Origin of the sequence: Deinococcus phoenicis (genome assembly GCF_000599865.1) — a bacterium.
Lineage (GTDB): Bacteria > Deinococcota > Deinococci > Deinococcales > Deinococcaceae > Deinococcus > Deinococcus phoenicis.
Window position 1 is genome coordinate 1 of the sequence record NZ_JHAC01000020.1, and the last position, 17,351, is coordinate 17,351.

General features: G+C 70.5%; 14 protein-coding genes. 5 read left to right on the forward strand and 9 right to left on the reverse strand.

The window, feature by feature from the left end; translation table 11 throughout:
- Window positions 1–531: 531 nt before the first annotated feature.
- From DEIPH_RS06525 to DEIPH_RS06535, 3 genes are all read left to right on the forward strand, one after another.
- Window positions 532–1,119, forward strand: a complete 588-nt coding sequence (locus DEIPH_RS06525; protein ID WP_034355714.1) for a DedA family protein — start codon at window positions 532–534, stop codon at window positions 1,117–1,119.
- Window positions 1,120–1,189: 70 nt separating this feature from the next.
- Window positions 1,190–1,660 carry a universal stress protein gene (locus DEIPH_RS06530; protein WP_034355717.1) on the forward strand — a complete coding sequence of 157 codons (471 nt, stop codon included), beginning with the start codon at window positions 1,190–1,192 and terminating at the stop codon, window positions 1,658–1,660.
- Between the two features lie 83 nt (window positions 1,661–1,743).
- Window positions 1,744–2,763 carry a branched-chain amino acid aminotransferase gene (locus DEIPH_RS06535; protein WP_034355720.1) on the forward strand — a complete coding sequence of 340 codons (1,020 nt, stop codon included), beginning with the start codon at window positions 1,744–1,746 and terminating at the stop codon, window positions 2,761–2,763.
- 152 nt (window positions 2,764–2,915) lie between these two features.
- On the opposite strand, the gene DEIPH_RS06540 is transcribed toward DEIPH_RS06535, so the two are convergent.
- The 3 genes from DEIPH_RS06540 to DEIPH_RS06550 all read right to left on the reverse strand — a co-directional run bounded on the left by DEIPH_RS06540 (window position 2,916) and on the right by DEIPH_RS06550 (window position 6,089).
- Window positions 2,916–3,470, reverse strand: a complete 555-nt coding sequence (locus DEIPH_RS06540) for a DinB family protein (RefSeq protein ID WP_034355723.1) — start codon at window positions 3,468–3,470, stop codon at window positions 2,916–2,918.
- 30 nt (window positions 3,471–3,500) lie between these two features.
- Window positions 3,501–5,687 (reverse strand): HelD family protein, encoded by a 2,187-nt coding sequence (locus DEIPH_RS06545; RefSeq protein WP_034355725.1) that lies wholly within the window; start codon window positions 5,685–5,687, stop codon window positions 3,501–3,503.
- Between the two features lie 63 nt (window positions 5,688–5,750).
- A complete protein-coding gene (locus DEIPH_RS06550) occupies window positions 5,751–6,089 on the reverse strand; it encodes a hypothetical protein (RefSeq protein ID WP_034355728.1) in 339 nt (112 codons plus the stop codon).
- Between the two features lie 81 nt (window positions 6,090–6,170).
- On the opposite strand from DEIPH_RS06550, the gene DEIPH_RS06555 reads away from it, so the two are divergent.
- Complete coding sequence (locus DEIPH_RS06555; protein WP_034355731.1) at window positions 6,171–8,213, forward strand: FUSC family protein; 2,043 nt, start codon at window positions 6,171–6,173, stop codon at window positions 8,211–8,213.
- Here DEIPH_RS06555 and DEIPH_RS06560 read toward each other — a convergent pair.
- From DEIPH_RS06560 to DEIPH_RS06580, 6 genes are all read right to left on the reverse strand, one after another.
- Window positions 8,179–8,475 carry a hypothetical protein gene (locus DEIPH_RS06560; RefSeq protein ID WP_034355734.1) on the reverse strand — a complete coding sequence of 99 codons (297 nt, stop codon included), beginning with the start codon at window positions 8,473–8,475 and terminating at the stop codon, window positions 8,179–8,181. The two genes, DEIPH_RS06555 and DEIPH_RS06560, sit on opposite strands and share 35 nt — an antisense overlap.
- A gap of 101 nt (window positions 8,476–8,576) precedes the next feature.
- Window positions 8,577–9,641, reverse strand: a complete 1,065-nt coding sequence (locus tag DEIPH_RS06565) for a sodium:calcium antiporter (RefSeq protein WP_034355737.1) — start codon at window positions 9,639–9,641, stop codon at window positions 8,577–8,579.
- Window positions 9,642–9,674: 33 nt separating this feature from the next.
- On the reverse strand, window positions 9,675–10,763 hold the full coding sequence (locus tag DEIPH_RS06570) for a glycosyltransferase family 9 protein (RefSeq protein ID WP_034355738.1): 1,089 nt from the start codon (window positions 10,761–10,763) through the stop codon (window positions 9,675–9,677).
- 91 nt (window positions 10,764–10,854) lie between these two features.
- Entirely contained in the window at window positions 10,855–11,847 is a 993-nt protein-coding gene (locus tag DEIPH_RS18715; RefSeq protein ID WP_267134648.1) for an acyl-CoA dehydrogenase family protein, read from the reverse strand.
- Window positions 11,793–12,497, reverse strand: a complete 705-nt coding sequence (locus DEIPH_RS20600) for an acyl-CoA dehydrogenase family protein (RefSeq protein WP_051517207.1) — start codon at window positions 12,495–12,497, stop codon at window positions 11,793–11,795. Before DEIPH_RS20600 ends, DEIPH_RS18715 begins: the two co-directional genes overlap by 55 nt.
- 123 nt (window positions 12,498–12,620) lie before the next feature.
- A complete protein-coding gene (locus DEIPH_RS06580; RefSeq protein ID WP_034355740.1) occupies window positions 12,621–15,011 on the reverse strand; it encodes a putative bifunctional diguanylate cyclase/phosphodiesterase in 2,391 nt (796 codons plus the stop codon).
- A 299-nt stretch (window positions 15,012–15,310) separates the two neighbouring features.
- On the opposite strand from DEIPH_RS06580, the gene DEIPH_RS06585 reads away from it, so the two are divergent.
- A complete protein-coding gene (locus DEIPH_RS06585; RefSeq protein ID WP_034355743.1) occupies window positions 15,311–16,915 on the forward strand; it encodes an FAD-dependent oxidoreductase in 1,605 nt (534 codons plus the stop codon).
- The last annotated feature ends 436 nt before the right edge of the window (window positions 16,916–17,351 follow it).

Here is a 17,351-nt window from a genome sequence, read left to right on the forward strand (position 1 = left end):
CCTTCACACGTCTGGAGTCCCTCGGGGGAGGAACCGCGTGCACCACCCTGTCGGACGGCCCTTTGCTTCTCAAGCTTCTTCCGTTGTCATGCTTCGCGGGGCTGGTGCCCCGGTGCGCGCTTCGGGAGCTTTCCCTCAGGCACTCAGTCAGTGTATTCGCTCGGCTCAAACTTGTCAAGACCTTGCTCACATTTTCCGAGTGCGCGTCGCGCAGGTCCATAAGGTACATCAAGCTTTTGCAGCCGTCAACACCCCCTAGAACAGAAACCTTCTCCGATCAAGGCCCGCGTGTTTAGACCCGGTTCACGCAGGCCCGCAAAGATAGACTTTTGTCGGCAGGCTGTCAACAGAAGAAGGCAAGCAGGCAGAAAGGCGGTGGTCGGGCCGTAGCTGTCGGGAACAGCCTGGGCCGGCAAGGGCTGGCAGATACCAGCTGGAAAACCAGGCTGTACCCCACCGCTCCCCCACAGCGCGGCCTTTCTGTGACCCGGTCGCCTACCACCTCCGGCGCCCGGCCTCTAGTCTGCGGGCATGTTCAATCCCACCCAGTTGCTGATCAGCGCGTCTTACCTCGGCATCCTCGCCATGGTCTTTGCCGAAACCGGGCTGCTGCTGGGGTTTTTTCTGCCCGGGGACAGCCTGCTGATCACGGCGGGCGTGCTGGCCCAGCAAGGAAGCCTGCGCCTGGCGGGCGTGATGCTGGCGGTCATCCTGGGGGCGATCATCGGGGACAGCACCGGCTACCTGATCGGGCGCAGGTACGGCCCCACCGTGTTCAAACGGCAGAACAGCCGCTTTTTTCGTCCCGAGTATGTGGAGCGCACGCAGGCGTTCTTCGGGCGGTACGGTGGCCTGGCGCTGATCCTGGCGCGGTTCGTGCCCGTCGTGCGCACCGTCGCCCCCACGATGGCCGGCGTGGGCCGGATGCCCTACCTGCGGTTTCTGAGCTACAGCGTGGCCGGTGGCCTGCTCTGGGGCGTCGGCGTACCGCTGCTGGGCTACTGGCTGGGCGGTCTGATCCCGCACCTCGACCGTTACATCCTGCTGGTGGTCGGGGTCGCGGTTGTCCTGAGCCTGATTCCGGTGGGGCTGGAACTGCGCAAGGCGTCCCGCCGCTGAGCTGTCCCGGAGGCCCACACTGGCCGCCTGTGCTGGACTTCACCGGATGCCCCGGGCGTAGCATGCGGGCATGTCCGTTCCCACCGTTCCGCTGTACCGCCGCATTCTGGTCGCCACCGGGGGCGCGCCCCACTCGGAGAAGGCCGTGGCGCACGCCGTGGCCCTCGCGCAGCACTTCGGCGCGGCGCTCGACATCGTCGCCGTCGTCCCCCTCGCGGCCAACGGATTCGTGAGCCTCGCCTCGGGGCTGCCGGGCAGCGAGGCCCTGGAGGCGCAGGTGGTGCAGAACGCCCGGATGGTGCGCCAGGACCACCTGCGGCAGGTCGCCCAGGCCGCCCGGGAGCAGGGGCTGGAGGTGGGCGAGTACCTGATCCAGGCCGCCAAACCCGCCGAGGCGATTCTGGATGTCGCGGCGCAGACGGGAGCCGACCTGATCGTGCTGGGGCGGCGGCATACCAGCGCCTTCAGCGCGGCGATGGCGGGAAGCACGGGAGACGCGGTCAGTCACGCCGCCGGCATCGACGTGCTGATCGCGCGCTGAGTCTCCAGCTTTCTGGCAGACTCCGCAGGTGTGCAGGACCGGGCCGGATCAGGCCCGGCAAGGATGCAGGAGGAACAACAGACATGAGCAAGAACATCGACTGGCAGAATCTGGGCTTCAGCTACATCAAAACCGACTTGCGTTACGTCTCGCACTGGAAGGACGGCGCGTGGGACGGGGGCGCGCTGACGGAGGACAACCGGGTGCATATCAGCGAAGGCTCGACGGCGCTGCACTACGGTCAGCAGTGCTTCGAGGGCCTCAAGGCCTACCGGGACCGGGACGGCTCGGTCAACCTCTTCCGCCCCGATCAGAACGCGGCGCGGATGCAGGCCAGCTGCGCGCGGTTGCTGATGCCACCCGTGTCCACCGAGAAGTTCATCGACGCCTGTGAGCAGGTCGTGCGGGCCAATCTCGACTACCTGCCCCCCTACGGGACGGGCGGGGCACTCTATCTGCGGCCCTACGTGATCGGCGTGGGGGACAACCTGGGCGTGCGCAGCGCCCCCGAGTTCCTGTTCTCGGTGTTCTGCGTGCCGGTGGGCGCCTACTTCAAGGGCGGCCTGACCCCGGCCAACTTCATCGTCTCGCCTTACGACCGCGCCGCGCCCAACGGCACGGGGGCCGCCAAGGTCGGCGGTAACTACGCCGCGAGCCTGCTCCCCGGCCTGGAAGCCAAGGAGCGTTCCTTCGCCGACTGCATCTATCTCGACCCCGAAACCCATACCAGGATCGAGGAGGTCGGCGCGGCCAATTTCTTCGCCATCAGCCGGGATGGCCGCTTCGTCACGCCGAAGTCACCCTCGATTCTGCCCAGCATCACCAAATATTCGCTGTTGCACCTCGCGCGGGAGCGTCTGGGCCTGGAGGTCGAAGAAGGCGACGTATTCATCGACCAGCTCGACCGGTACACGGAAGCCGGGGCCTGCGGCACGGCGGCCGTCATCACGCCGATCGGCGGCATTCAGAACGGGAACGACTTTCACGTCTTCTACAGCGAAACCGAGGTCGGCCCGGTGACCCGGCGGCTGTACGACGAACTGGTCGGCATCCAGTCCGGCGATGTCGAAGCGCCCGCCGGCTGGATTCTCAAGGTGGAGTAGACCAGGCCCCTCTCCGGGGCGGAGCAGCCCTCCGCCGTTCGGGGAGAGCCGGGAAGATGACGCAGAGGCCAGCAACGTGAATGCTGGCCTCTTGCTGTATGGCCTGTCCGGTGGACCTCAGAGGAGCAGGGCCAGGTGCTCTTCTCAGACGCTCAGTCTTCCGTGCGCTCGCCGGCCGTCAGGCGATCCACACCGGCCTGTAGAGTCTTGCGGTGGTGCCGGGTGTGCCAGGCGGCCATCCGCAGCCAGTCGAGGGCGTCGATGTTCCCCATGAAGGGATGGGGAAAGGTCCGGTCGGGGTTGGGGTCGGCCTGGACCCCGGCCAGCAGGGCGCGGGTCGCGGCGTTGCGGGCCAGCAGCGTCTCCAGGGGCTGCTCCGGGCCGGGTTCGGTGCCGGGGGGGGCGAGCCGCCGGCCGTTCTCGGTGCGGCCCTCCTGCGGCGCGGTTTCCCGCAGGGGCCTCTCGGAGAGGAGCAGGCGCGCGAGTTTGGCCGTTCCCTCGTTGACCAGGATGGTGTGTTCGGCTTCCTGGGCGGGCGTCCAGTCGCGGCCCGGCATGCGGGTGCCCCAGTGCGGCGCGGCCCCGTGCAGGGCCTGCTCGAAGGCGTCGATCTCGCGGTGGAGTTGCGCCAGCGCGACCTCGGACGTGGGGTAGAACGCACGGAGCGCGGCCAACTGCTCTGCCGGGGAGGACTGGGACTGTGTCATGGGGCCAAGTCTAAACCCCACCGCCACAGGTCAGCCCTCCAGCAGCGGGTGAAGGGCGTCTTCCGCCACCAGGGCCAGCAGGTGCAACCCCCTGGAGGCCGAGACGTACAGCAGGCGGCTCTCGAACTCCGTCTGCGGATCGTAGTGGGCCGCGTCCGCCCCGGCGACGATGCAGCCGTCGAACTCCAGCCCCTTGGCGAGATTGACGGGCAGAATCACCACCCCGCCTGTGTAGCGCGCCTGGTCGTTCAGGATGGGGTGCGCGTCCACGTCGTGCTGCCGGAGCTGGGGAACAAGGGTTTCCGCGTCCACCCCCCGGCGGGTCACGATGGCGATGTTGGCGTGGCCCTGGCGCTGCATCTCGTGGACCGCCCGCGCCGTCAGTTCCGCCAGGCTTCGCCCGGTCAGGCGCAGGACCTCTCCCCCGTCGCGGTCCACGCCCACCACGTTCCCGGCCCGGTTGTACGTCCCGGCGATGCGCGCGCCCAGGGCCGTGATCTGGCGGGTGCTGCGGTAGGTGCGCGTCAGGGTGAGCAGGGCAGCGCTTTCCCGCGTGGTCCCGCCCAGGGCCGCCTGCACGTCCGCCCAGGTGTTCGGCCCCTTGTAGCCGTGCAGGCCCTGATTCAGGTCGCCCAGCGCAGTGATGTGGCCGGGCCGGGCCGCGCGGCCCAGCAGGGCGTACAGCAGCGGCGAATAGTCCTGCGCCTCGTCGAGCATCACGTGGTCGTAGGGCTGGAGGGTGCGGCCCACGCGGCGGCCCACCCCGTCCAGCAGGGCGGCGACGGCCAGCATCAGCGGCAGTTCGGTCACGTCCGCGAAGCTGCGGCGAGGCTTGGGGACGGCGGCGAGCGGGTCGCCCAGCAGCACCTGGAGGGTTCGCTCGGGCAGGACGCCCTGGGCCGCCGCCCGGAGCGCCGCCTCGTCGCTCACCAGCCGTTTGCCCTCGCTGACGGGCAGCAGGCCCGCGAAGACCCGGGCCGACAGGCGGGTGGGGGCGGGGGCGAGCAGGCGCAGCAACAGCGCCTCTTCCTCCTCGCCGGGGAGGGTCACGCGCGCCAGCAGGGCGTCTTCCAGGGCGGCCCGGAAAGCGGCGCGGTAGCCCTCCAGGGGCGCGCGGCGCAGGACCCCGTCCAGCAGGTCATGCAGGGCCGCGCTGTCCAGGGTCAGGCGGTGGGTCCGGCCCGCCAGCTCGACCTCGGTGTGGAACACCAGACCGCCCAGATTGGCGCGCAGGCGGCCCGCGAGGTGCTGTTCGACCACCCGCAGCATCCGCAGGTCGCCCAGGGCCTTGGCCCTGCGCCAGGCCGCCTTGCGCCGCTCGTTGTCGCGGTCGGTGAGCAGCAGGTGCAGGGTGCGGTCGGTGACCTCCATCTTTTCCAGGCCCAGAAAGGAGGTCGCCCAGGCTTCCGGGGTGGTGACGGTCACGCCCTCCAGGTTCAGGCCGGGCAGGACGCGCGCGGCGTAGCTCGCCAGCACCCGGTTCGGCATCAGGACCAGGGCCGCGTCGGGGGCGGCGCGGTGGTGACCCCGGTCGGCGTGCATCAGCCAGGCGAGGCGGTGAAAGCCGATGGTGGTCTTGCCCGACCCGGCAGCTCCCTGAATCAGGGTGTTCACGCCCGCCGGGGCGCGCATCGCCTCATTCTGTTCGGGCTGGAGTGTCTCGACCACGTCGCGCATGGCGGCGGTCGAGGCTTCCGAGAGGCGCGAGAGCAGCACCTGCTCACGCCCCCCGGTCTCGCCCCCCGCCTCGTCGTCGTACAGGTCGGTCAGGCGGTGCAGCCGGCCCGCACTCACGTCGAGCTGGCGACGCCGCCGGATGGTGCCGGTCAGTCCTTTTCCCGGCCCGCGCCCGGGCACCTGCCACGACTGCGCGTCCGCATAGAACAGGCCGCCCACCTCCGACTCCCAGGAGACGACGGTATGGGGGCCTTTCAGGTCACGGAAGGCGTGTTTGCCGATATAGAGGGTCTGCTCTCGGCCCCCGATACGGACCTTCAGGCTCCCGAAATACGGGGCCTGCACGTGAACGCTGAGCATCGCGGCGTGTTCTCCGGCGGTGTCCGCGAGGGTGAGGCTGGTTTCCAGGTCGGCCCCGACATTGCGGTCGCGGTCCTCCCAGCTCTCGATCTGCCGTAGGATCGCCGAGACGGTGCCGGACAGGTGGGCTTCCTCTGCCGGGAAATCGGGGTGGGCCGGATGGGGCGCGGTCAGGGTCATCCCGGCCAGGGTAGCGGCCGGGGGACCCGGGGCGTCAACCGGGTTGGTCCCCCGGGCGGCGGATCAACGCGCCGAACGGTCCGGGCCGCTGGACTCGCCGCCCAGCATCAGCTCGGCCAGGCCCAGCATGAGCGGGTCGGGCGTGCCCTCCTCCCAGGTCAGTTGCGCGGGCTGCTGCGGGTAGGCGTGGGCGTACTGCTGCTGGTAGGCGGCGATGGCCTGCCGGACGGCGTCCGGGCGCTGCTGGGCGGCGAGGGCCAGGTCCTCGACCGCCTGCACGCGGGCCGGGTCGTCATCGGGGACATGCCACACCGGACGCTGCTGCCCCGCCGCCGGAGGCGTGATCTGGAGCGGCAGGGCACGCTCGACCAGACGGGCCGTCTCATCTGCACCGGATGTCATGCCGCATCCTAGCTCACGGCTCCCGCCGGGTCAGCCCCGGCGGGGCGCATGAGGCGGCCCGGGACGGGGCATAGTGACGGGATGCGGCCCGCCCTGCTGCTCCAGACAGCCTTTCCCTACAGCGCCGAGAAGTGGCGGACGGCCACCGCCTTTCGCTGCACGCTGGGGGTCGCCCTGCCCCTGCTGCTGGCGCTGGCGACCGGACACGCGGCCTGGGGCGTCCTGGCGTCCACCGGGGCACTGAACGCCGGGTTGGCGTCCTTCAACGGCGTGACTCGCCGCCGCCTACGCGTGATGCTGGGCACCAGCCTGACCATGAGCCTGGTCACGGTGATGGCGCTGCTGGTGGGCGGCAGCACTGCCGCGACCGTGCTGACCGTCATGCTGGTCGGCGGGCTGATGAGTCTCTACAGCGGGCAGGGCGCCGCCGCGAACACCATCGGCATCCAGGCCATCACCACGCTGGTGGTGATCTCCGGCCTGAGCCTGCCTTCCGCGCTGGCCCTGCCGGGCGGGGCGCTGGTGCTGGCGGGCGGCCTGCTGCAAACGCTGCTGCTCACGGCCCTGTGGCCTGCCGGACGCCACCACCCCGAACGCCGGGCGGTGCGGCGGGTCTACCGGCGGCTGGAAGACCTGATCGCGGCCCTGCCCGCCTCCGGTGACCTGCTGCCCGAGGCCGCGCCTTTTCAGGAAGCCTGGGACGTGCTGGACGAGGCCCGGCGTTTCCGCTGGCGGCCCGAACACGTCCGGCTGAGGCAGGCGCTGCGGCTGGCCGAGGGGCTGCGGGCCGCGCTGGTGGGGTACGCCCGTGCCGACCGGCAGGCCAGGGAACGCGGCCTGGGGTCGGAGGCGGACAGTCTGGCGGCGGCGCTGCTGGACGCGCTGCGGGACATCCAGGGACAGGTGATGCGGGGGCAGGCGACCCTCACGCCCGCGTCCTCGGCGGCGCTCCAGCAGGCCCTGGGGCAGCTGATACGGGATGGCTCTGATTCCAGAACATCCGGAACATCACCCGATGTTCTTCCATCGCCGCCATCCCATCCTTTTTGCCACTCGCTCTGCCCGGTCGATTCCCAGGAATCAACGCCATTTCGTATGACAGGCGAGGCGGCGCATTCCCTGCACTACTGGGCCGGGCTGATGGTGCGCCTCCTGACCGATCTGCGGGGGGAACCGGAAGCGGCGGCCCCGCCCCGGCCCACGCGCCCGCCGCCCGGAAAGGCCCTGCAAAGCCTGTGGCAGAGCGCCTCCCCGCGCACACCTGCGGGCCGCCACGCGCTGAAGTACGCCCTGGCCCTGGGCCTGACCACCCTGGCGGTGCAGCTCTGGCAGGTGCCGCACGGTTACTGGCTGACCCTGACCGTCGGCGTGGTCCTGAAGCCCGATTACGTCACCACCCTGACGCGCGGGGTGGCGCGGCTGGGGGGAACGCTGCTGGGGGTTGCCGTGTCGGCCCTGCTGGTGTGGGCCTTTCACCCCGGGGCCGGGGCGCTGCTGTTCGGGCTGGCGGCGGCCTGGCTGAGCTACGCGGTGTTTCTGGCGAGTTACGCGGCGTTCTCGGCGGCGATCACGGTCTATGTGGTGATGCTGCTGGTGGCGTCGGGGGTGGCGGAGGGCGCGGTGGCCGGGGAGCGGCTGCTGTTCACGCTGCTGGGGGGCGTAATTGCGCTGGCCGTGTACCCGCTGTGGCCCGACTGGCAGTCCCGGCAACTGCGCGCCGGGCTGGAGCAGGCGGCCCGCGCCCAGGTGACCTACCTGCAAGCCGTCGCGGAGCTGTGGCAGGGCGGCGACCCCGAAGCGGTCAGCCAGGCCCGCGCGCGGGCACGTGCCCTGCGGGTGAAGGCGGAGGGCTTGGTGCGCGCGGCCCACCTGGAACCTGCGCGGGTCGCGGACCTGCCGCTGACCCAGGCGGAGGGCGCCCTGATGCGCCTGAACGCCAGCGCCGCCCTCAGCCTGTCCCTGCATGCCGAGGCCCTGCAACGGTCCCGGGTGCCTGCCCAGCATTCGGGCCGCCAGGAGCGTGCCCGCCGCGAACTGGACCGCGCCCTTCAGGAGGCCGGGCAACTGTGCGCCGAGCTGGCCCTACCCCCTAGCGGTCGTCCTCCACCGGCCCCCGGGGCGTGAACAGGGAGTCACTCCGGGTGGGTTCAGCGGCGGCCTCGGCGGGAAGATCCAGCGGCCTGCCCGCGGCCTCGCCCACCCCCTCGATCCTCAGCGCGTAGCCCGGCGCGAGGCCGTCGAGATGATCCTCGCGGACGGTCCAGAAGATGTCGCCGCGCACCTGGTTGTGGGCGTAGCGCTTGGCGTCCAGCAGATCATCAAAGTCGCGCTGGAAGTGTTCCACCGCCGCGTTGCTCTGCTCCTCGATCCTCAGACGGTAAGGCATGAACCCTCCTTTCCCCGCATCATTTCCCTCAGGTGGCGTCTGGGCATGTGCGCCGGGCACCCCGACCTTCACCAAACCATGGGTGAGGCCCCGCGCACGCCTCAGCCGGGGGGGCGCGCCAGCAGCCAGAGGCCCAGCAAGCCCAGCCCGTACAGGCCGAGGACCGCCCAGGAATCCAGCCCCAGCAGGCCCCATTGCCGCCGCGACCGGAAGACCAGACCGTACAGGTACACGGCGGTCAGCAACACCCCCAGCGCCGTCAGGTACAGGTCGCTGGGCTGAAGCTGGGGCAGCACCGCCTGGCCGGACACCAGCGAGGCCAGCAGGAACAGCACCGGCAGGAAGGCGTTCCCGCCGAAGATGTCGCTGACCGCCAGCTCGTAGTCTCCCAGCCGCACCGAGGCGAGGCCGGTCGAGATTTCGGGCAGGGCCGTGGCGAGAGACAGCACCGTCGCCCCGAACAGCACGCCGCTCATGTGCAGGTGCCGGGCCAGCGCCTCGCCGCTGAGGGCCAGCACCAGGCCCGCGCCCAGCGTGACCAGGGCCGCCACCGCGAAGACCAGGGCGGCGCGGGCGGTGCTGGTGGACTGCTTGCGGGCGTCTTGCTGCCGACGCGCCTGCTGCACGCCGGGCGGCAGCGTGGGGGGCGGCCCCTCGGGTCGCCAGGGGAGTGCCCGCGCCCGGCCGATCAGCCACAGGCCCACGCCCCACAGCAGCGCGACCAGCAGCGCCGCCGGTTCGAGGCGGCCCCACACCGCTGCCTTCGGCAACTGCGCGCCCATCAGGACCGCCATCAGCACCGCCGTGACCAGGCTGCCCTCCAGTACCAGATTGAGCGAGCGGCTCTCACTGGTCAGCGGCGCGTGCCGCCCCAGCCCGAAGGCGTCGAGCACCGCCAGCACGACCGTCTGCACCGCGATGCCGCCCAGGATGTTGCCGATCGCCAGGTCCAGATGCCCCTGCACCGAGGCGCTGACGGTAATGGCGATTTCCGGGAGATTGGTCGCCACCGCGAGGAGAATCAGGCCGCCGAGCGCCTCCCCCAGCCTCAGGCGGTCACCCAGGACATCGGTCGCGCCGGACAGCCGGACTCCGGCAACCCACACGGCCCCGGCGGCCAGTCCGAAGACGAGGAGAAGCAGCGGCACGGACAGCGTGGTGAACATGAGGTGCCGCGAGTGTAGTCCCTGAAGCGCGCTTCAGAGCCGCAGAGCCGAGCCGCTCTCCGCGAGGAGGCCCGCCACCTCCTGAAGAACCTGCGCGGGCGTCACGTCGTCCACGAAGGAATGGCGGTGATCGCAGCGGCCCTCCATGCAGTTCACGCCGCATACCGGGCAGTTCAGCCGCCAGGACAGGACGGGCCGGTGGCGACTGCGGCTCATGGCCCCGGCGTTGATGGCGTTCCCGCACCAGTAGATGCCCACGGTCCGCGCCCCCACCGCGCCCCCCAGGTGCAGCGGGCCGGAATCGTTGGACACCACCAGGGCGCAGCGCGACAGCAGGCCCGCCAGGCCGCCGATGCTCAGGCGGCTACTCGTGTCGGCTGCCGGGAAGCGCATGGCGGCCCGCACGGCTCCGGTCAGGTGGGCCTCGTCCCCGGCCCCGGTCAGGACGATGCGCGCGCCCGCCGCGCTCAGGGCGTCGGCGACCTGCGCGAAGTGGGCCGGACTCCAGCGCCGCCTCGGGTCACCCGCGCCGGGGTGCAGCGCCACCAGCGGCGACCCGTCTTCGGGCACGACCTGCCGGGCCTCCGCCAGATCGCTGTCCATGACGCTCAGGCGAGGTTCCAGCGTGACGGCAGGTGCCCCCGCGAGCGCCACGACTTCCAGCGTCCGCATGATCTCGTGCTGCCAGTACACGTAGGGCACGGTCCGGTCCAGCGGGGGCGCGTCGGGCGTCCGCAGGCCTACCGTGGCGCGGGCACCCAGCCGCAGCACGAAGGGGTTGGAATACCGGCCCCCGCCATGCAGCTGCACGGCCAGGTCGAAGTGTTCGCCCCGCATCCGGCTGAAAAAGATGTTCAGTTCCGCCGCGTCCTCGTCGGCCTGCCCGTCGCGCCCGACGTATACCCCCTGGCTGGGAGGCACCGCCACGACGCGGTCGAGTGGGCCGGGGCGGCCCTGGAGAAAGCGGGCGTGCCAGGGCTGACCGAGCAGCACGATCTCGGCCTGGGGATAGGCGGTCCTCAGCGCCTCCAGCGCGGGGAGGGAGAACATGTAGTCGCCCAGGGCGTTGGCCCGCAGCACGGCGATCCGGCGTACTCCCCCGAACCGTTCGCCGGGCTTCATGGCGTGGTCCCCGCGAAGGCAGGCCGCCCGGCGCAGGGCCTTTCCCTTTTCTCCCTTTTCCCGCAGCCCGGGCGTGTCGCTTGATCCTGGGTCATGCCTCCTCCCGCAGCCGGTCGTCCCGCATCAGGTCGTCCAGAAGAAGCTGCCGGACTCCCCGGTTCTCCTCGCCGAACGTGGGAGGCGTGAGAAGTTCATGGTACGCCCGCGCCGCCGCTGCCGGGGTAGGGTCGCCGCTGCCCTCCGACCGGGCCGCGTCCTCGACCAGCAGCGCGAGGGCGAGGCTCTGGGCGAGGCGGTGCAGGAGTTGCCGGGCGTACCGCTGGCTCTGGTCGGGGCTGGCCGTCGTCACCTTGAAAGCCTGACGGTCCCCGGTCAGGCGGTCCGTCAGGGCCAGGCGCAGATCGTCCAGCGGTTCAGGCAGGGCGGCCAGGATGCCCTCCAGGCGGGCCGTATACACCTGAAAGCCGCCGTACCGGGGAGCCAGGAGGCGCAGCAGTTCCAGGGCCTGCACGTTCGCGGGGCCTTCCCAGACGGTGAGGACCTGGGCGTCGCGCAGGAGGCGGGCGGCGGGGTAATCGCTGGTGTAGCCGTTGCCGCCGATCAGCTCCAGCGTGGACCGCGCGCTGCCCACGGCCTCCTCGGCGGTGAGGTACTTCGCCAGGGCGGTGCTGAGACGCAGCCAGGTTCTCTGTTCGGGGACCTGCAGGGCCTCGTCGAGCGTCAGGGCCGCCTCGAAGGCGAGCAGGGTGCCCGCCCGCCAGCGGACCTGCTGTTCGGTCAGGGTAGCCTGCACCATCGGATACGTCACGATGGCCTGACCGAAGGCGCGGCGGCGAACCGCCCAGGCCAGCGCCTCGTCCAGCGCCCGCCGCTGCGCCCCCGCCGCCCCGACCGCGTTGTGGACGCGGCTGTACGTGAGGGCCTCCATCATCAGGCGGAAGCCTTCCGGGGGCGGCGCGACCTCGGCGGCGTGCGCGCCCAGCAGGTCGATTTCCCCGGTGGGGAGGCCCCGCGTGCCCAGCTTGTCCTTCAGGCGGCGCACCCGGTAGTGGTTGACCTGGCCTTCTTCCAGGTGGCTGGGCACCAGATACAGGCCCAGACCCGCCGAGCCGGGAGGCGCACCGGGCGGGCCGTGGCGACCGCCAGACCGCTGTTCGCGTTGCTGGTGAACCATTTCAGGCCGTGCAGCGCGTACTGGGTCCCCAGGGGGCGGGCCTCGGTGGTGGTCGCGCCCACGTCGCTGCCGCCGTGCAACTCGGTGGCCCAGGTGCCGCCCGTCCTGGCGTGCCCGTCCATGCGGGTCACGTTGGGGAGGTAGCGTTCACGCAGGGACGCGGGGGCGTGATGCCCCAGCACGTAGGCGACGGCCCCCGTCAGCGTGACCGGGCAGTGCAGGCTGATGTCCGCCTGCGAGAGCAGGTAGCCCATGCCGAAGCTCAGCAGGTGGGGCGCGCCCCCGAGGTACGGCCGGCCGATGATCCCGCGCCGGTACACCTCCCGGTGCTGCGCCTCGTAGCAGGGGTTCAGGATGACGCGGTTCACGACCTGGCCTTCCCGGTCGTAGGTTTCCAGGCGGGGAGGAGCGTCACGGTCGGTGGCGTTCGCCTGCGCGTCCACCTCGGTGCGCACCCAGGTGCGGAAGTCGGCCAGATCGGCGCGGTACCGCCCGAAGCCGGGCACACGCGCTTCCAGGCGCGGCGCGAGAAAACGGTCATAGGAACGGGAAGTCGTCATCCGGGACTCCTTGGCGGGCGAGCGGCGCGGCGAACCGTGCCGGCTCCAGCATCGCACAGCTCCACCCTCTCCCCTCCCCATCTCCGGGCTTTCCTCCGGCGCTGACCGACCGGGGCGCGGATCTCAGGCGTTCAGCGTGACGGAAGGCTCTTCCAGCCAGCGGGCCACGTCGCTGGCCGGCATCGGGCGTCCCAGCCCGTACCCCTGCCCGATATCGCTGCCCAGGGCCAGCACATGGACACGTTGCCACTCCTCCTCTATCCCCTCCGCCACGACGGTCAGGCCCAGCCGGTGGGCCAGGGTCGTGATCGCCTGGATAAAGGCGTCACCGTCGTCGTTGAGGGCACGCACAAAGGAGCGGTCGATCTTCACCATCCAGACCGGAAGCTGCCGCAGATAACTCAGGCTGGAGTAGCCCGTGCCGAAGTCGTCGAGCGCGACCCGGACGCCCAGGCGCGCGAGGGCGGCCAGCTTGCCGATCGCCGCATCCAGGTCCTTCAGGAAAGCGCTCTCGGTCAACTCCACCACGAGCGCCTCACCGGGCAGCCGGTGCGCTTCGAGCACCTGCTGGACCTGTTGCGGAAAGTCGGGCTGGGCAAAGTGCAGCGCCGAGATGTTCACGCAGACGTACAGATCGGCCTGCTGTTCGCGGCGCCAGCGCTTGACCTGCCGGGCCGCCCCGTTCAGGACGCAGAGGCCCAGCGGAACGATCAGCCCACGTTCCTCCGCGAGGGGAATCAGCTCTGCCGGAGACACCGGGCCGCGCGTCGGGGAGGTCCAGCGCAGCAGCGCTTCAAAGCCGACGGTCTTGCCGTCCTGAAGACGCCGCAGCGGCTGATAGTGCAGGTTCAGGTCACCGCGATCGAGGGCGGTGCGGAGCTGCGCTTCGAGTTGCAGCTGATGAACGGTCGTCTGGCGCGCCCGGTCATCGAAGAACCGCCACTGACTCTTGCCGCTCTGCTTCGCCTGATACATGGCGATGTCTGCCGCCTGAATCAACCCCTCGGGGGTGGGGCTGTCGTGCGGCCCGAAGGCCACGCCGATGCTGGCCGTCAGGTACATGGCCTGGGCCTGCAACACCACAGGCTCGGCCACCGCCGCGATGAGGCGGTCCGCGAGGTGCGCCGCGCCCTGCCCGTCGCGGACCAGAGGCATCAGGATCACGAACTCGTCCCCACCCACGCGGGCGACCGTGTCGCTTTGCCGCACCTGGGTCCGGAGGCGCGCCGCCATTTCCCGCAGCACCGCGTCCCCGGTGGGATGGCCGTAGGCATCGTTCACCTGCTTCATCCGGTCGAGGTCGATAAACAGCACGCCCACCTGGGTGCCGGTGTGCGCCGCCTCGTCCAGCACGCGCTGAAGTTGCTCATTGAAGCCGTTGCGGTTGCGCAGCCCGGTCAGCGGGTCATGGTCCGCCTGATGCAGCAGCAGCGCCTGGGCGGTCTGCAACTGCATGGAGGCACGCTCCAGGTTGTGATTCAGCTGGCGGTTGTCGGACAGGACCAGGCCCTGGCGGACGGTCACGAGGACGAAGACGGCCAGAATGCCGATCTCCAGCCCCTGGTCCAGCAGGCTCGCGTCCCAGATCAGCTCGAGCAGAAACAGACCGGTGCTGGCAATGGCCACGTAGGGCAGATACAGCACGATGTACGCCGGCAGGCCGGAGGGGTCCGCCGGTTCGCTCGCCTGGGTGGGCGTTCTGCTGGCGACGAGGCCCCCCACGGCAAGCAGCACGAAGGCCCACGACCACAGCGGATCGACCCAGCTGCCGCTGTGGTACGCATCCTGCGCCTCAAGAAAGGTGTAGGCCAGGTCCGCCACGACCAGCAGCGAGAGACCCGCCGCGAACAGGCCTTCCTGGAGACGCAGCAGGCGGCCACGCAGCGCCAGCAGCATCAGCACACCCAGCACGGCCAGGTCCACGACCGGATAGGCGAGGCTACACGCACGTTCGAGAAGGCCCAGATCGGGGTCACCGGCGATGCCGGCCAGGAGGCCCTTCCAGGCAAACATACTCATCACGGTGGTCACGACCAGGCCGTCGAGCAGGATCCGGGCTGTCTCAAGGCGGCGCAGCCTGAACCGGGAGAAATGCAGAAGTGCGGCGATCAGGGCCGGATACTGGGCGAGGTAGAACGCGTCCGCCAGGGAGGGAAAGGGCGGCGTCCGGGTGAACAGTTCCAGATAGGTCCAGAGGCCTTCCCCGACGGCATACAGGCCGAGGGCCAGTGTGAGCGCCCGCAGGCCGGGCCGCGCTTCCGGCACCGCCCACCGCAGGGCCACCACGCTGAGCGCCCAGCTCAGGCCGACCACCAGCAGGTAGTGCAGGTCCGAATACCACACGGCGTCCTGGGGCCGCCCCCAGCGGAAGATGGTCCAGGCCGTGTGCAGCAGGCTGGCCACCAGCAGCGTGCCCAGGAGGACGCCATGCCGCCGCTTCTGCCACAGCCCGCCGCCCAGGGGCAGCCCCGCCGGGAGGCCAGAAGGCCGCGTGGTCAGAGGAGAGTCGTCCATACCATCTGGAACGAACATAAGCTCCCCGGGATAACAGGTTCCTGACACCTGAAAGGCCCCCGCAAAGGCCAGTGGGTCGGGGCCAGGAGAGACGGATGGGCGGCGGGAAGGGGGCCGGCCAGCCCTCGCTTGACAGCTCTCGAAGTCGCCCCTTACTGTGCCCCTGCAACCAGTACGCATCCGCACCGGAGGTCCAGCATGTGCCGCAGTTCCCTGTCCGTCCTCATGACCTCGTTCCTGACGGGTCCCCTGGGCGGCAGGTCCCGGGACCTGACCCTGGCAGCCAGCGGGACCAGAGGGTGAAGCCGCACCGCACCGGCATCCTGATCGTGGGCGGGGGCGTGGGGGGCGTCGCCGCCGCGCTCGCGGCCCTGCGCCTCGGCCAGCAGGTGATCCTCACCGAGGAAAGCCCCTGGATCGGGGGCCAGCTCACCAGCCAGGCAGTCCCGCCCGACGAATCCATCTGGGTGGAAGAGGCCGGGGCCACGGCGTCCTACCGCACCTTCCGCGACCGGGTCCGACAGCACTACCGCGAGCATCCGGGCATCACGCCGGAAGCGGCGGCGGACCCCTTCCTCAATCCCGGGGCGGGGAATGTCGGGCGGCTGTGCCACGAGCCTCAGGTCGCCCTGCGGGTGCTGGAGGGCCTGCTGGCCCCGTACCTGACGGCCCGGCAACTGCGGGTCTGGACCGACACCGAACCGGTGACCGTGGACGTGGACGCCGACCGCATTCAGGCCGTTACCTTCCAGCATGGTCCCTCGGGGACCCGGCATGTCGTCGAGGCCGCGCACGTTCTGGACGCCACCGAACTCGGCGAACTCACCGGGCTGAGCGGCGCGGAAAGTGTCATCGGCGCGGAAGGGCGGGACGAGACCGGCGAGCCGCACGCGCCCGAACGGGCCGACCCCCGCGACCAGCAGGCGATCACCTGGTGCTTTGCGGTGGACCACCAGCCGGGCGAGGACCACACCATTCCCAGGCCCCAGAGCTACGACTTCTGGCGCACCTATCAGGCCCCCTTCTGGCCGGACCGGCAGCTCTCCTGGGTGTATCCCCATCCCATCACCGGGCGGCCGGTACACCGCAACCTGTTCTCCGATCCGTCAGAGACGGCGCAGCGGGGCGACTTCTGGCATTACCGCCGGATCGTGGCGGGGCGGCACTACCGCACGGAGGTCCCGGACGTCACCCTGGTGAACTGGCCCCAGAACGACTACTGGCTGGGGCCGCTGGTGGGCGTCAGCGAGGAGGAGAAGGCCCGGCATCTGCACGCGGCCCGGGAGCTGAGTCTGTCCCTGCTGTACTGGATGCAGACGGAAGCGCCCCGCGTGGGCGGGAAAGGGGAAGGCTACCCGGGCCTGCGGCTGCGCGGCGACCTGACCGGCACCGACCTCACGCATGGGCTGGCGCTGCGGCCCTATATCCGGGAGGCGCGGCGCATCCGGGCACTGTTCACCGTCACCGAGAACATGATCGGTGTGGAGGCGCGGGGAACGCAGCAGGGCGCGGAGGTTTTTGCGGACAGCGTCGGCGTCGGGCAGTACCGCATCGACCTGCATCCCGGCACGGGGGGACGCGGCTACGTGGACGTGGCGAGCTGGCCCTTTCAGATTCCCCTGGGGGCGCTGCTTCCCGTCCGGCTGCACAACCTGATCGCGGCGGGCAAGACCCTCGGCGTGACGCACATCACCAACGGCTGCTACCGGCTGCATCCTGCGGAGTGGAACACCGGTGAGGCCGCCGGGGCGCTCGCGGCGTTCAGCCTGGAGCGGGCCGCCGAACCGGCCCAGGTCCGCGAAAATGGGGGGCTGCTGGCCGACTTCCAGGCCCTGCTGACCCGGCTGGGGGTGCCGCTCGCCTGGCCGGACGCGTACCGCCTGACACCCTCGCCGGGCTTTTGAGAGCCGGCCTTCGAGAACGGAACTTCGGGAGGAGGTGACCGGGTGGCCTCCCACCCCACGCAGAAGCCGGGGTCTCGCAAACCGTCGTCCCCCAGGTGCTCAACGGGAATGCCGGGGAGGCGCGCCTTCACCCCGGGCGCGCGTGCTGGAAGCGATCCGCGAGCCGGGCTACATTCCGAATGCCGCCGCCCGACGCCTGGTGGGTGCCGTTCCCTGCTGGGCGTGTTCACCTACGAGGCCGTGTTTCCCAGCGGCACCCGCGATTTCTACGCGGCCTTTCTGGAAGGCAGGAACCGCCCCTGAGTCTCCGGCCAGGCGAGAACATCCGTTGGATTGCCCGGATGTTCTGGAATCAGAGCAAGGCGGTATCAGGGCCTGACGGCGTCGGCTGCCAGAAGGTTCAGATTCGGCTCAGCCCCAGCTCTGCCTGCCACTA

Coding starts and splice junctions, on each gene's coding strand:
- DEIPH_RS06525 (WP_034355714.1), top strand. CDS start 532: ATGTTCAATCCCACCCAGTTGCTGATCAGCGCGTCTTACCTCGGCATC.
- DEIPH_RS06530 (WP_034355717.1), top strand. CDS start 1,190: ATGTCCGTTCCCACCGTTCCGCTGTACCGCCGCATTCTGGTCGCCACC.
- DEIPH_RS06535 (WP_034355720.1), top strand. CDS start 1,744: ATGAGCAAGAACATCGACTGGCAGAATCTGGGCTTCAGCTACATCAAA.
- DEIPH_RS06540 (WP_034355723.1), bottom strand. CDS start 3,470: ATGACACAGTCCCAGTCCTCCCCGGCAGAGCAGTTGGCCGCGCTCCGT.
- DEIPH_RS06545 (WP_034355725.1), bottom strand. CDS start 5,687: ATGACCCTGACCGCGCCCCATCCGGCCCACCCCGATTTCCCGGCAGAG.
- DEIPH_RS06550 (WP_034355728.1), bottom strand. CDS start 6,089: ATGACATCCGGTGCAGATGAGACGGCCCGTCTGGTCGAGCGTGCCCTG.
- DEIPH_RS06555 (WP_034355731.1), top strand. CDS start 6,171: ATGCGGCCCGCCCTGCTGCTCCAGACAGCCTTTCCCTACAGCGCCGAG.
- DEIPH_RS06560 (WP_034355734.1), bottom strand. CDS start 8,475: ATGCCTTACCGTCTGAGGATCGAGGAGCAGAGCAACGCGGCGGTGGAA.
- DEIPH_RS06565 (WP_034355737.1), bottom strand. CDS start 9,641: ATGTTCACCACGCTGTCCGTGCCGCTGCTTCTCCTCGTCTTCGGACTG.
- DEIPH_RS06570 (WP_034355738.1), bottom strand. CDS start 10,763: ATGAAGCCCGGCGAACGGTTCGGGGGAGTACGCCGGATCGCCGTGCTG.
- DEIPH_RS20600 (WP_051517207.1), bottom strand. CDS start 12,497: ATGACGACTTCCCGTTCCTATGACCGTTTTCTCGCGCCGCGCCTGGAA.
- DEIPH_RS06580 (WP_034355740.1), bottom strand. CDS start 15,011: ATGGACGACTCTCCTCTGACCACGCGGCCTTCTGGCCTCCCGGCGGGG.